Source organism: Alcanivorax quisquiliarum, assembly GCF_023051175.1.
Taxonomy (GTDB): domain Bacteria; phylum Pseudomonadota; class Gammaproteobacteria; order Pseudomonadales; family Alcanivoracaceae; genus Isoalcanivorax; species Isoalcanivorax quisquiliarum.
The window spans coordinates 303,009-315,924 of record NZ_JALKII010000002.1; the positions used below are offsets into that span (position 1 = coordinate 303,009).

The following is a 12,916-nucleotide window of genomic DNA, read 5'->3' on the forward strand; positions in this document are numbered from 1 at the left end:
GTTTTTCACTGCCGCCAGAACAACGGCGTAAACAGCACCAGCATGGTGAACACTTCCAGCCGCCCGAGCAGCATGGCGAAGCACATCATCCATTTCGCAAAGTCGGTGACATTGCCGAAGCCGCTGGCGACGCCGTCGATGCCCTGCCCCAGATTATTCAGCGAGGCCGCAGAGGTGGAGAGCGCGGTGCCGGGGTCCATGCCGGTCATGATGAATACCAGCGTGAACATTACCGAGAGCATGATGTAAACGCCGACAAATCCCCACACGGCTTGCAGCACCCGATCATCGGCGGCGCGATGGCCAAAGCGCACGGCGAACACGCCGGTCGGATAAATAAGCCGCCGCAATTCGCGCAGGCTGTGATGAAACACCAATGCAGCCCGGACGATTTTCATGCCGCCGCCGGTGGAGCCGGCGCAGCCACCCAGAAAGCTGGTAAGCACAAGAAAATACAGCACATAGGTAGGCCAGTCAGAGGAATCGGTGCTGATGAAGCCGGTGCCTGAGCTGAACGATACCACCTGAAAAATGGCGTGGTGCAAGGTGGCGCTGGTATTGCCCTGGTAGTGGTCATAGGCCCAGAGGCCGCTGGCTACGATAACGATGTAGCTGACAATCAGACCAACAAAGAAACGAAACTCCGGATCAACTACATAAGCGCGCAGGCTGCGGCTACGAAATGCGGCAAAATGCAGTGCAAAACTCAGTGCACCGAGAAAAATGAAAAATACCGCGATGCCATTGATCAGGGCGCTGTCAAAGTAGATCAGGCTGCTGTCGTGGGTCGAAAAGCCGCCGGTGGAGACGGTGCTGAAACTGTGGGCCACCGCATCGAACCAGTCCATCCCGGCCCAGCGATAAAGCAGCGCACAGGTGATGGTGAAAGTCACATAAATGATCCACAGCGCTTTGGCGGTTTCGGCAATGCGCGGTGTGAGTTTGGTTTCTTTCATCGGGCCGGGCGTCTCGGCTTTATAAAGTTGCATGCCGCCCACACCCAGCATCGGCAAGATGGCAATCGCCAGCACGATGATGCCCATGCCGCCAAGCCATTGCAGTTGCTGGCGGTAAAACAGCAAGGAACGGGGCAATTCATCAAGCCCGGTGAGTACGGTGGCGCCCGTGGTCGTCAGCCCGGATATGGATTCGAAAATGGCATCCGTGATGCTGATATCCAGCGCGGGGTTGAACAGAAAGGGAATGCAGCCGATCACGCCGAGCACTGTCCAGAACAGCGTCACTACCAGAAAGCCGTCACGCGTTTGCAGCTCGGCGCGTTTACGCCACATGGGCAGCCACAGGCTCAGGCCAAGCAGGAAAATAACGGCAAAGGCGCTCAAAAAAGCAAGCTCGCTGCCGTCGCGATACCAGTAGGCAATCACCACCGGGGGCGCCATGGTAAAGCTGAACACCATGAGCAATATGCCGAGAACCTTGGTGATCACTGCAAAGTGCATCGCGCTGCCTTGCTGTCAGAAGCTTGTTGTCAGAAGAAGGTGAAGCCGACCTGGAACAGTTTTTCCACATCCTTGATGCGACGCCGATCCGTCACAAACAGGATGACGTGATCATCCTGTTCAATCATCACATCACCGTGGGCGATAAGCACTTTCTCGCCGCGCACTACGGCGCCGATGGTGGCGCCTTCCGGCAGATCAATATCTTCGATCATGCGGCCGACCACGCGAGAGCTGCGCGCGTCGCCGTGTGCGATGGCTTCGATGGCTTCGGCGGCGCCGCGCCTTAATGAGTGCACGCTGACCACATCCCCGCGGCGCACATGGGTGAGCAGATTGCCGATGGTGGCCTGTTGCGGCGACACGGCAATATCAATGTCGTGGCCTTGCACCAGATCCACATAGGCCGGGTTGCTGATCAACGTCATCACCTTGCGGGCACCCAGGCGGCTAGCCAGCAGTGATGACATGATGTTGGCTTCATCGTCATTGGTGAGCGCACAAAACACATCGGCGTTTTCGATATTGGCTTTCAGCAGCTGATCGCGATCCGTGGCCTGGCCGTGCATCACGATAGTGCGCTGCAAATTGCCGGCAAGCCAGGTGCAGCGCTGTGCCGAGCGCTCGATCAGCTTGACGTTGTAGCGGTGCTCCATGCCTTTCGCCAGGCGGTAACCGATGTTGCCGCCGCCGGCGATGACGATGCGTTTGTAGTTGTGTTCAAGCCGCCGCAGTTCGCTCATGACGGCGCGGATGTCATTGCGGGCGGCGACGAAAAATATTTCATCATCGGCCTCGATGATGGTATTGCCCTCGGGCTGAATGGCCCGATTGCGGCGGAAAATGGCCGCGACGCGGGTTTCCACATTGGGCATGTGCTGGCGCAGCTCACGCAGTTCGTTGCCGACCAATGGGCCGCCATAATAGGCACGCACGGCCACCAGCTGCACACGGCCGCCGGCAAAGTTCACCACCTGCAAGGCGCCGGGAAGGTCGATCAGGCGGCGAATATAATCCGTCACCAGTTGCTCGGGGCTGATGACCATATCGATCGGTAAGGCATCGCCGCCGAACAGCTTTTCGTGGCTGAGATAGCCGGTTGCGCGAATGCGTGCAATTTTGGTGGGCGTGCGAAACAGCGTGTAGGCAACCTGGCAGGCGATCATGTTCACTTCATCGCTGCTGGTGACGGCGATCAGCATGTCGGCATCTTCGGCGCCGGCCTGCTGGAGGATGGCCGGGTGTGCGCCGTGGCCGGCGACGGTGCGGATATCAATGCGATCACTGAGCTCACGCAGCCGCTCGGCGTTGGTGTCGATCACGGTGATATCGTTGCGCTCGCCAGCGAGGTTTTCCGCCAGTGTGCCGCCCACCTGGCCAGCGCCAAGAATGATGATCTTCATCTATCGCCGCCCGCCCAGAGCTGCCTAGTTCTTGCGCAGCCTCGCCATATAAAAGCCATCGTGTTGGCCTGCCCCTGCAGGGGTCGGTGGGAATAACTGTGCGCCGGCACTGACCGGAACGCTGCCTGTGCCGGGTGGCGTGTCGTCGCGCGCATCGCTGTGGCGAGTCAGGAAGGCGCTGATTTGTGCTGCGTTTTCCTGATCCAGCAGCGAGCAGGTAGCGTAAACCAGCATGCCGCCCGGTCTGATCAGCGGCCATAATGCATCCAGCATGCGAGCCTGTAAACTGACCAGCGCGGTCAAATCATCCGGCCGGCGATGCCATTTTACATCCGGTTGCCGCCGCAGGATGCCGGTGGCTGAGCAGGGTGCATCCAGCAGGATGGCGTCGAACAGCTCGCCGTCCCACCATGGCTCGGGTGTGCTGGCGTCACCTTCGATCAGCTGCGCCGCGAGCCCCAGCCGTGTGAGGTTATCGGTGACGCGCCGCAGGCGGCTGGCGTCGTTGTCGAGCGCCACTAGTGTGGCATCGGGGAACCGCTCGGCCAATTGGCCGGTCTTGCCGCCCGGTGCGGCACAGGCATCCAGCAGCCGGCCATTGGCAGGCACTTCGATCAGCTCGGCGGGTAACTGGGCGGCGGCATCCTGCACGGAGAGCGCACCGTCGCCGAACCCCGGCAATTGCTGTACCGGCACAGGGTTTTGCAAGGTGATGGCAAAGGGCGCGATGGCAACCGGCTGCGCATCGAGCCCTGCGGTGGTCAGGCTTTCAAGAGCGGCGTCGCGAGTGAGTTGGCGCCGATTCACGCGCAGCGTCAGCGGCGGCTGTTGCAGGCTGGCGGCGGCGAGCGCCTCGGCCTGATCGCCCCAGTCCTGTTGCCATTGCTGCCACAGCCAGTCGGGCAGCGAATAGCGCAAGGGCGGCGGCAGCGTTTCGGCCAGCGCTGCGGGATCTTCGCGGGTGGCCTTGCGCAACACTGCATTGGTCAATCCGGCGGCCCAGGGTGCCTTGAGTTTCCGGCAGAGATCGGGATAGGCGTTTACCACGGCGTGCTGTGCCCGCTCGGTGAACCAGAGTTCGTAGAGGCCACAGAGCAGCGCCAGCTGCACCGGGCGCGCCGATGCTTTCAGCGGCTTTTGCAGTTGCCGGCTGAGCCAGTGATCCAGAAACCGATAGTGGCGGCAGACGCCGAAACACAGATCGGTCAGCAAGCCGCGCTCGGCAGGGTTCAGTGCGGCACGCTGCGGCGAGGCAAGAGCCTCTCGCAAGCTGCGGCCATTGCCGTCGGTGGGGAGTACGTCCTTGAGGATTTGTACGGCGAGCAGCCGCGTGTCAGTGCTCACTTTGCCGCCCCGCCAAAACCGGCAGAAAGCAGTTGCCCCGGCGCCAGCTGGTCGGCGCGGCCACTGAGCAGATCGCGAGTAGGCAATGGCTTTTTACCCGGCAGCTGCGCGTGCAGGATATGCAGGCTGCCCTCACCGCAGGCCACCTCGATGCTGCGGGCGGCGTCCACGGACAGCACGGTGCCGGGCGCGCCCTGCCCCGTGCCCGGCTCGCTGGCCCAGATGCGCAGTGCCTGGCCGCCAAAGGATGTCCAGGTGACGGGCCATGGATTGAAGGCGCGGATGCGATCATGCAGCGCCTGCGCGGGCAGTGACCAGTCCAGTTGTGCTTCGTCCTTGGTGAGTTTGTGGGCGTAGGTGACGCCTTCGTCCGGTTGGGCCTCGGCGCCGGCCAGGTAGCGCGGCAGATCATCCAGTACATCCACCAGTGCGGCGGCGCCGAGATCGGCGATGCGCTGGTAAAGGCTGCCGCCGGTATCATCGGCGTGAATCGGCGTGGCGCGCTTGAGTAGCATCGGCCCGGTATCCAGGCCGGCTTCCATTTGCATGATGGTGACGCCGCTTTCGCTGTCGCCGGCGGCAATGGCCCGGTGCACAGGCGCGGCGCCGCGCCAGCGGGGCAGCAGCGAGCCATGCACATTGATGCAGCCATAGCGGGGGATATCCAGGATCGCCTGGGGGATCAGCAGGCCGTAGGCGACCACCACCATCACATCGGGTGCCCAGTCGCGGAGCTGTTGGGCGATGTCCTCGCCACGCAGGTTTTCCGGCTGCAACACGGTGAGCTGGTGCTCACTTGCGAGTATCTTTACATCGCTTTGCTGCGGCTTTTTACCGCGCCCTGCCGGGCGATCCGGTTGTGTGAGCACACCTGCCAGGGTGTGTCGTGACGCCAGCAGGGCACGCAGGCTGATGGCGGCAAAATCGGGGGTGCCGGCGAACACAATGCGCAAGCTGGACAATAGCGGGCCTCTCGACGTTGTGGATTGATGGCGCGGGCTCTGCGCCGGGTCAGGCTTGCTGCTTTTGCAGCTTCTCGATCTTCTTCTTGATGCGGTCGCGCTTCAGCCGCGAGATATGATCGACGAACAGCTTGCCATCGAGGTGATCGATCTCGTGTTGCAGGCACACCGCCAGCAGGCCCTCGCAATCCATCTCGAACGGGTTGCCGTCGCGATCCAGTGCTTTTACCCGCACGCGATCCGGCCGCTCCACGGTTTCGTAGAAGCCCGGCACGGACAGGCAGCCTTCGTCGTAGGTTTTGGTGTCATCGCCCAGCGGCACTATTTCGGGGTTGATGAACACCATCGGCTGATCGCGTTCTTCGGACACATCCAGCACCAGCAGGCGCTGGTGCACGTTCACCTGCGTCGCCGCCAGGCCGATGCCCTGTGCGGCGTACATGGTTTCGAGCATGTCGTCGATCAGTTTGCGAAGCTCGTCATCCACCTTTGCCACCGGCTTTGCTACCGTGCGTAGCCGGGGGTCGGGGAACTCGAGAATGTGCATTACGGCCATGAAAGGGTCCAGCCTCATTTACAGAGTTGTGATGGCACTCGAAAGTCGGTTGCTAAATGCATGATCAGATTGCTAATATCGATCGAAAATCATACGACGATCATAGCATTTTTCAGCGGATCGCATCGCAAGTAACCCTGGCATCAGATGCCAGCACATCGGGGGGGCCGACCTTCAGGGTCGCCAGTGTGCCAATAATGATAAAGGGAATCCGGCAATGATTAAATCGCTCCTGCGGATGCTCTCCGCTGGCGCCGTGCTGGCTGTGTCCGGGCTTGCGGTGGCTGAGGTGGCGTTGAAGAACGACCACCCGGAGGTTTACTACGTCAAGACCGGCGACACGCTATGGGATATTTCCAGCGCGTTTCTCCACAACCCCTGGCAGTGGCCCGAGCTGTGGCACACCAACCAGCAGATTGACAACCCGCATCTGATTTATCCCGGTGATGTGATCCGCCTGCGTTATGTGGACGGGCAGCCGCAGCTCTCGGTGGAGCGAGCGGTGAAAATCCAGCCGGATAGCGACGGCGTCGTGCGGCTGAGCCCGCAGGCCCGCGAGCTGCCGCTGAGCACGGCGATTCCGGCGATTCCGCTGGACAGCATTCAGCCGTTCCTCAAGGAAGCGCTGGTGCTCACGCATGACGAGCTGGCGCAGGCCCCGTATCTGGTAGGTGGCGACGACCGGCGCGTGATCTTCGGCCAGGGCGATACCGTGTACGCCCGTGACACGACCAATCAGTGGGCCGGGTTGTTGCAGGATTACGGTTTTTATCGCGTCGGCACCCGGTACGTCGATCCGGCCACCAACGAGGTGCTGGGCTTTGAGGCGTTACAGATCGGCAGTGGCCGGGTCGCGGCGCAAGAGGGCGAATTGCTGACGCTGCGTGTACAGCGCTCCAATCAGGATCTGCGCGCTCAGGATCGAGTGCTCAGCAGCCCCGAGCGGCGTATGCAAGCGGTGTTCTATCCTTCCGCGCCGCCTGAAGAAGTGGATGCCGCCATCATTCGCCTGTTTGATCGCCTCACCAGCGTGGCGCGCAACGACGTGGTGGTGATCAACCGTGGCGCCCGTGAGGGTTTGCGAGAAGGCCATGTGCTGGATGTTTACCAGCGTGGCGAGCGCGTGCGGGATCAGCAGCGCAACGAAATGATCCGGCTGCCGCACAGCAAATCCGGCACCATGGTGTTGTTCCGGGTGTTCGAGAAGGTCTCCTATGGCCTGATCATCGAATCCAGCAAGCCGATCTACATGAGTGACGTGGTCAAGAACCCGAGCGGATTCTGATCTCACCGTCGGCCGCAGGACGCGGCCGGCCTGGCCAGCCCTCGTGGTGAAACAGCCACCGGGCGGCCCGAGCAATGATTCACCAGCAAAGGAAAGCCCGCAGCTGCCATGGATGGACAACACGCCCGCCTCAGCCTTGCGCTGAGATTTCATACCGCCTCGCCCGTGCTCGGGCGCCTGCTGCGCGAGCACGGCCCCGTCGAGCATCTGATCCGGCAACCAGAATTGATAGCGCGTGCCGTGCCGGCCACCGTGCCCCGGCGAGAGCTGGCGCAATGGCCGGCGTTCGTGGCCAGCGAAGGCTGGCGCCTGATAGCCTTTGGTGATGCCGATTACCCGCCGCTGCTGGCGACCTTGCCGGATGCTCCCGGCATGTTGTTTGTGCAGGGCGATACCGAGCTGTTGCAGGCGCCGCAACTGGCGCTGGTCGGAGCTCGTGGGGCGTCGCCGGATGGCTTGCGCAGCGCCCGGCAGCTGGGCAGCGACCTGGCGGCCATGGGTTTTGTGGTGACCTCCGGGCTGGCGCTGGGCATCGATGCCGCCGCGCACGAGGGCGCACTGCACAGCGGCCGCACTCTGGCCGTCATGGCCAGCGGCCCTGATACCCTCTACCCCGCACGGCACAAGGCGCTGGCGCGCCGGATCGTGGCCGGCGGCGGGGCACTGGTAACGGAATATCCACCCGGTGTGCCGCCGGCGCGGGCGCACTTCCCGCTGCGCAATCGCATTATCAGCGGGTTGTCGTTGGGGACTGTTGTGGTGGAAGCCGCATTGCGCTCAGGCTCATTGATTACCGCCCGGCTGGCGGCGGAGCAAGGGCGGGCGGTTTTCGCCGTGCCCGGCTCGGTGCACAACCCCCTGAGCCGGGGCTGCCATCAATTGCTGCGTGATGGAGCGCTCTGGCTGGAATCCATTGACGACGTGCTGGAGGAATTCGGCCAGTTCACCACGCTTGCCGCTGGCGTCGGGGGCGAGCCCGCCGGGCCGGCGCCGCGCACCGAGGGGTTGCTGGCACACTTTGGCTCAGGAGTGAACAATCTGGATGAGTTGCTGGCGCGCTCCGGCCTGCCGGTGGCCGAACTGAGCAGCCAGCTGGCGCAGCTGGAGATCGACGGTGTGGTGGTGCGGCTGGCGGGCGGCTACGCTCGCTCGGGTTGAATAAAATCACTGCTTCAGGCTTGTCTGGAAAGCCCGGCTTGGGTAACTTGCACCCCCTTGCCATCATCCACCAAACGAGGCCCGCCATGAGCACGCCTTTTGTCGCGATCCTGATGGGGTCGGATTCCGATCTGCCGCAGGTCCAGACCACCATCGATACTCTGAAAAAGCTCGGCATCAAGGTTGAGGCCCGCGTGACCTCGGCGCACCGCACACCCGTGCGCACCCATGAATACGTCAAGGACGCCGAGGCGCGTGGCTGCCAGGTGTTCATTTGCGCCGCTGGCCTGGCGGCACATCTTGCCGGTGCAGTCGCGGCGAACACCGTCCGCCCGGTGATCGGCATCCCGGTGGAAACCGGCCCGCTGCGCGGCGAGGATGCCCTGCTCTCCACCGTGATGATGCCCGGTGGGGTGCCGGTTGCCGCCGTGGCGATCGGCAGCGCAGGCGCAAAGAACGCAGCGTACCTGGCCGCACAGATGATGGCGCTGGCGGATGCCAGCCTCGGCGAGCGACTGCTACAGGATCGCGCCGACAACGCACGCGCTGTAGAAGAAAAAGACGCTGCCCTGCAAGCCAGGCTGGCGGGCGGCTGATGCCATGGCGGGCCAGGTGAGCGAGCCGCTGCACGCCGCTGCCCGCATTATTCATCAAGGCGGCATCGTCGCCTATCCCACCGAGGCCGTGTTCGGCCTCGGCTGCGACCCTGCCAGCGAGGCTGCTGTCCGGCGTCTGCTGGCGCTCAAGCAGCGCCCCGTCAGCAAGGGCCTGATATTGCTGGGCGCATCTGCCGAGCAGCTACGGCCCTGGATCGACGTTACCGATGCGCAACTGGCGCAGATGCAGGCAAGCTGGCCGGGGCCCACAACCTGGGTTGTACCGGCCAGCGAGCGCACGCCCGCCTGGGTGCGTGGCGATCACCCTGGCGTGGCGGTGCGAGTGGCCGGCCATCCGCTGGCGAGAGCGCTGGCGCAGGCGAGCGGCACGCCGATCATCTCCACCAGCGCCAACCTTTCCGGGCAGCCCTCTGCGCGCACAGCCGACGAAGTGCGGCAACAATTCGGTGAACAGATTGACGGCCTTGTGCCAGGTCAATGTGATCTGGCCGCGAAACCTTCTACCATTGTCGATCTGATTAGCGGCCGCATTCTGCGCGGCTGATCCATGGCGGGCGCCTGTATCGTCTGCATCGCTCTGAGAACGGGGATTGCGTTATGACCGAGATCGCGACCGACGCGGTCAGGCAGTATCTGCTCGGCCTCCAGGATGACATCTGTGCTCAACTTGAAGCCGAGGATGGCGAAGGCCGTTTTGTGGAAGATGAATGGGTGCGAGAGGAAGGCGGTGGCGGCCGCTCGCGGGTGCTGGCGGAAGGCGCCGTGATCGAAAAAGGCGGCGTGAATTTTTCCCATGTTCGTGGCGCTGCCCTGCCGCCATCAGCCACCGCAGCGCGGCCGGAGCTGGCCGGGCGCAGCTTCGAGGCGATGGGCGTTTCGCTGGTGATACACCCGCGTAATCCGCATGTGCCCACCAGCCACGCCAACGTGCGTTTTTTCATTGCCGAAAAAGAAGGCGCGGCACCCGTGTGGTGGTTCGGCGGTGGTTTCGATCTCACGCCTTATTATGGCGTCGAGGAAGACGTGCGCCATTGGCACACGGTGGCGCGTGCTGCCTGCCAGCCGTTTGGTGATGGTATCTACCCGGCGTGGAAAAAATGGTGCGACGATTATTTTTTCCTGCCTCACCGCAACGAACAGCGTGGCGTGGGCGGCTTGTTTTTTGATGATCTCAACGAGCCTGATTTCGAGCAGTGTTTTGCCATGATGCGCAGCGTAGGCGATGCCTATGTGCCCGCTTATCGCCCGATCATGGCCCGGCGCAAGGCGGAGCCCTGGACAGAACAGCAGCGGCAGTTCCAGCTTTACCGGCGCGGCCGTTATGTGGAATTCAATCTGGTCTATGACCGCGGCACGCTGTTCGGCTTGCAGTCGGGCGGTCGCACCGAATCGATCCTGATGTCGCTGCCACCACTGGTGCGCTGGGATTACGACTGGCACCCCGAGCCGGGCACGCCAGAGGCGAACCTGTATGAACAGTTCCTGCGCCCAAGGGAGTGGTTATGAGCGGCGCGATGCCACGTTACGCCGTATTTGGCAATCCTGTCGCGCATTCGCGCTCGCCCCAGATTCATGTTGCCTTTGCAGCGCAGCGCGAACAGTCGCTGAGCTACGAACGCATCGAAGCACCGCTGGATGATTTTGCTGGCAGTGTTGCCGCCTTTTTTGATGCGCAGGGCTGCGGCGCCAACGTCACGGTGCCGTTCAAGGAACAGGCATTTGCCTTGTGCAGCAGCGTGACTGATCGCGCCCGGCAGGCGGGAGCGGTGAACACTCTGTGGCAGGAGGGCGGCAAACTGCACGGCGACAACACGGATGGTGCAGGGCTGGTCACGGATATGCTGCACAATCTCGGTTGGCCGCTGGCGGATCGCCGCGTACTGGTGCTTGGTGCCGGTGGCGCCGTGCGCGGCGTGATCGGCGCGCTGCAAAGTATGGCGCCAGCCGCCATTACCGTGGCCAACCGCACCGTATCGCGAGCACAAACTCTGGCAGAAATTTTCGAGAAAACAGGCGCAATAAATGCCTGTGGTTTTGCTGATCTTGCCGGCCGTTTTGATCTTGTCATCAATGCCACCTCGGCCAGCCTCGCGGGCGATATGCCGCCGCTACCGCCGGGCCTCGTCGATGCGGGCAGCCAGTGTTATGACATGATGTACGGCGATGAACCCACACCGTTCTTGCGTTGGGCCAGTGCGCAAGGCGCTGCGACAGCCGATGGGCTGGGCATGCTTGTCGAGCAAGCGGCGGAAGCATTCATGATCTGGCATGGTTGGCGTCCGGTGACCGCCGAGCTGATCGCCTCGTTGCGAAACTGATCTGGCACGCGCAATACCTGCTTCTCAGTGAGCAGGTGTAGCCTGTGCTTGTTTTGCATAACTTTACTGGTGCTTTACCCTCCCTCCTCCAATGATGACGAAAACTTTCTGCCACACCGTCTAGAATAGTGCCGCGCGCGGGCGTGACGTAGTGAGACACAGGCGATGCAGTTATCGCCTTGAGGCGCGGATGGCAATGGGGGAGCAGATGAGACGGTGGGCGGTTCGGTTGCGTGGTGTCGCAGTGTTCGCTGTAGTGGCATGGGCGCCGGCGCATGCCGGGTTGTTGAATGTGGCCTGGGATAATGATCTGCTGACCGGCTCCGACAAAGGCTATACCAACGGTTTGCGCCTTTCCTGGCTGAGCACAGCCGCCGAGCAGAATGACGAGTGCAAAACCTGTGTTGTGGCGGGCCTGCGTGACGGGTTTTCCTGGTTGCCGGGCGTCGGCTCGCCAGGCTCGCGCCATGCGGTGGCGGTCAGCCTGCGGCAGATGATGGTCACGCCGGAAAATATCGAGGCAGCAGCACCCCAGTACGACGATATTCCCTATATGGGCTATCTGTCAGTGGAATCGTTTCTGTATTCCTGGAATCACACTCGCATGACGGGCTACGGCATTACAGCCGGCATCATCGGGCCGGATTCCGGCGCCGAGCGGGCGCAAAAATGGGTGCACAAGATTAGCGGCAGCACCGATCCACAGGGCTGGGACAACCAGCTTGGCACGGACATCGTGGGCGGGCTGCACGTGACCCACGCTCATCGTTTCCTGGTGCTCGGCGAACAGCAGGCGATCCGCAACGAATTTGTCTGGGGGGCCAGCGCGCACGCCAGCACCTTTCTCAGCAATGCCATGCTGGGCATTTTCTGGCGTGCGGGGCGCAACTTGCCGGGTAACTTCGTGCCCGAATATGCCGGGCTGTCATCCAGCATCGGCTTGCCGGGCCTGCTGGATACTACAGGCAAGGGTTGGTCGGTATTTGCCGGGCTGATCGGCGAAGCGATTCCGTATTCCTATTTGGAAGAGCGCTCCGGCCCTTATACGTTCGAGCAGCGCACGCTGGTGGGCCATGTCAGCCTTGGCGCTGGGCTGCATACCGACAATTTTCAGGTTGCCCTGACGCTGCGCGCCACCACTGCACAGGAAGAAACCAACAAAGACCCGCTGACGTTCGGCACGCTGTCACTCACCTGGCGCCTGTGAGCCCTCTGCTTCGGCCAGATACTGGTCCTTCAGCTTCACATAATTGCCCGCAACATACGGCAGAAAGGCCAGCTCCTTGCTGGAGAGCGGGCGCACCTGCGTGGCCGGCTTGCCGCGATACAGGTAGCCGGATTTCAGCCGCTTGCCGGGCGGCACCAGCGAGCCGGCGGCGAGGATCACGTCGTCCTCGATCTGCGCACCATCCATGACGATTGCCTGCATGCCGATCAGCACCCGGCTGCCGATACTGCAACCGTGCAGCATCGCCTGATGAGCAATGGTGACATCGTCGCCAATGGTCAGCGCATGGCCACCGGGGTTGAAGGTGGAATCGTGGGTGATATGCAGTACGGCGTTGTCCTGCACGCTCACCCGTGCACCCAGCTCGATGAAGTGCATATCGGCCCGGATCACGGCGCAAGGCCAGATGGAGCAATCATCGCCCAGCGTCGCATCACCGATCACCTGCGCGGAGGGATCAACCCATACCCGCGCCCCGCATTGTGGCTGCTTGCCACCGAATGCCCGTATCGCCATACCACCCTCCTGCGCCGCAGCGGCTTCTGAAACTGGCCCTTGATAGTGCTATCGTCCACCCTGATATCC

General features: G+C 62.4%; 13 protein-coding genes. 7 read left to right on the forward strand and 6 right to left on the reverse strand.

Annotated elements, in window-relative coordinates:
• Nucleotides 1-5: 5 nt before the first annotated feature.
• From MU846_RS04370 to def, 5 genes are read right to left on the reverse strand one after another with little or no spacing between them, the layout of a single operon-like run.
• Nucleotides 6-1,460: a TrkH family potassium uptake protein gene (locus tag MU846_RS04370; protein ID WP_246948840.1), complete on the reverse strand. Its 1,455-nt coding sequence runs from the start codon at nucleotides 1,458-1,460 to the stop codon at nucleotides 6-8.
• A 29-nt stretch (nucleotides 1,461-1,489) separates the two neighbouring features.
• Nucleotides 1,490-2,863, reverse strand: a complete 1,374-nt coding sequence (trkA, locus tag MU846_RS04375; protein WP_246948843.1) for a Trk system potassium transporter TrkA — start codon at nucleotides 2,861-2,863, stop codon at nucleotides 1,490-1,492.
• A 24-nt stretch (nucleotides 2,864-2,887) separates the two neighbouring features.
• A complete protein-coding gene (gene rsmB / locus MU846_RS04380) occupies nucleotides 2,888-4,207 on the reverse strand; it encodes a 16S rRNA (cytosine(967)-C(5))-methyltransferase RsmB (protein ID WP_246948846.1) in 1,320 nt (439 codons plus the stop codon).
• Nucleotides 4,204-5,169 carry a methionyl-tRNA formyltransferase gene (fmt, locus tag MU846_RS04385; RefSeq protein WP_246948852.1) on the reverse strand — a complete coding sequence of 322 codons (966 nt, stop codon included), beginning with the start codon at nucleotides 5,167-5,169 and terminating at the stop codon, nucleotides 4,204-4,206. The genes rsmB and fmt overlap by 4 nt, the downstream gene beginning before the upstream one ends.
• Before the next feature lie 49 nt (nucleotides 5,170-5,218).
• Nucleotides 5,219-5,725, reverse strand: coding sequence for a peptide deformylase (def, locus tag MU846_RS04390; RefSeq protein ID WP_246948854.1), 507 nt, complete (start codon nucleotides 5,723-5,725; stop codon nucleotides 5,219-5,221).
• A 217-nt stretch (nucleotides 5,726-5,942) separates the two neighbouring features.
• Between def and MU846_RS04395 the strand changes: the two genes are divergently transcribed.
• The 7 genes from MU846_RS04395 (at nucleotide 5,943) to MU846_RS04425 (ending at nucleotide 12,310) form a co-directional block, all read left to right on the forward strand.
• Nucleotides 5,943-7,010, forward strand: coding sequence for a LysM peptidoglycan-binding domain-containing protein (locus MU846_RS04395; protein ID WP_246948858.1), 1,068 nt, complete (start codon nucleotides 5,943-5,945; stop codon nucleotides 7,008-7,010).
• A 108-nt stretch (nucleotides 7,011-7,118) separates the two neighbouring features.
• Nucleotides 7,119-8,168: a DNA-processing protein DprA gene (gene dprA, locus MU846_RS04400; RefSeq protein WP_246948859.1), complete on the forward strand. Its 1,050-nt coding sequence runs from the start codon at nucleotides 7,119-7,121 to the stop codon at nucleotides 8,166-8,168.
• Between the two features lie 86 nt (nucleotides 8,169-8,254).
• Complete coding sequence (gene purE / locus MU846_RS04405; protein ID WP_246948860.1) at nucleotides 8,255-8,764, forward strand: 5-(carboxyamino)imidazole ribonucleotide mutase; 510 nt, start codon at nucleotides 8,255-8,257, stop codon at nucleotides 8,762-8,764.
• A 4-nt stretch (nucleotides 8,765-8,768) separates the two neighbouring features.
• Nucleotides 8,769-9,329, forward strand: a complete 561-nt coding sequence (gene tsaC / locus MU846_RS04410; RefSeq protein WP_246948861.1) for an L-threonylcarbamoyladenylate synthase type 1 TsaC — start codon at nucleotides 8,769-8,771, stop codon at nucleotides 9,327-9,329.
• A gap of 53 nt (nucleotides 9,330-9,382) precedes the next feature.
• A complete protein-coding gene (gene hemF / locus MU846_RS04415) occupies nucleotides 9,383-10,291 on the forward strand; it encodes an oxygen-dependent coproporphyrinogen oxidase (protein ID WP_246948862.1) in 909 nt (302 codons plus the stop codon).
• Nucleotides 10,288-11,103, forward strand: a complete 816-nt coding sequence (gene aroE, locus MU846_RS04420; RefSeq protein WP_246948863.1) for a shikimate dehydrogenase — start codon at nucleotides 10,288-10,290, stop codon at nucleotides 11,101-11,103. Before hemF ends, aroE begins: the two co-directional genes overlap by 4 nt.
• Nucleotides 11,104-11,311: 208 nt before the next feature.
• On the forward strand, nucleotides 11,312-12,310 hold the full coding sequence (locus MU846_RS04425) for a lipid A deacylase LpxR family protein (RefSeq protein WP_246948864.1): 999 nt from the start codon (nucleotides 11,312-11,314) through the stop codon (nucleotides 12,308-12,310).
• On the opposite strand, the gene MU846_RS04430 is transcribed toward MU846_RS04425, so the two are convergent.
• On the reverse strand, nucleotides 12,290-12,847 hold the full coding sequence (locus MU846_RS04430; protein WP_246948868.1) for a gamma carbonic anhydrase family protein: 558 nt from the start codon (nucleotides 12,845-12,847) through the stop codon (nucleotides 12,290-12,292). The two genes, MU846_RS04425 and MU846_RS04430, sit on opposite strands and share 21 nt — an antisense overlap.
• Nucleotides 12,848-12,916 lie beyond the last annotated feature (69 nt).

Bases quoted from the DNA above. Each gene is read 5' to 3' on its own strand.
- purE (WP_246948860.1), top strand. From the start codon at position 8,255: ATGAGCACGCCTTTTGTCGCGATCCTGATGGGGTCGGATTCCGATCTG.
- aroE (WP_246948863.1), top strand. From the start codon at position 10,288: ATGAGCGGCGCGATGCCACGTTACGCCGTATTTGGCAATCCTGTCGCG.
- MU846_RS04395 (WP_246948858.1), top strand. From the start codon at position 5,943: ATGATTAAATCGCTCCTGCGGATGCTCTCCGCTGGCGCCGTGCTGGCT.
- dprA (WP_246948859.1), top strand. From the start codon at position 7,119: ATGGATGGACAACACGCCCGCCTCAGCCTTGCGCTGAGATTTCATACC.
- MU846_RS04370 (WP_246948840.1), bottom strand. From the start codon at position 1,460: ATGCACTTTGCAGTGATCACCAAGGTTCTCGGCATATTGCTCATGGTG.
- def (WP_246948854.1), bottom strand. From the start codon at position 5,725: ATGGCCGTAATGCACATTCTCGAGTTCCCCGACCCCCGGCTACGCACG.
- MU846_RS04425 (WP_246948864.1), top strand. From the start codon at position 11,312: ATGAGACGGTGGGCGGTTCGGTTGCGTGGTGTCGCAGTGTTCGCTGTA.
- hemF (WP_246948862.1), top strand. From the start codon at position 9,383: ATGACCGAGATCGCGACCGACGCGGTCAGGCAGTATCTGCTCGGCCTC.
- trkA (WP_246948843.1), bottom strand. From the start codon at position 2,863: ATGAAGATCATCATTCTTGGCGCTGGCCAGGTGGGCGGCACACTGGCG.
- tsaC (WP_246948861.1), top strand. From the start codon at position 8,769: ATGGCGGGCCAGGTGAGCGAGCCGCTGCACGCCGCTGCCCGCATTATT.
- MU846_RS04430 (WP_246948868.1), bottom strand. From the start codon at position 12,847: ATGGCGATACGGGCATTCGGTGGCAAGCAGCCACAATGCGGGGCGCGG.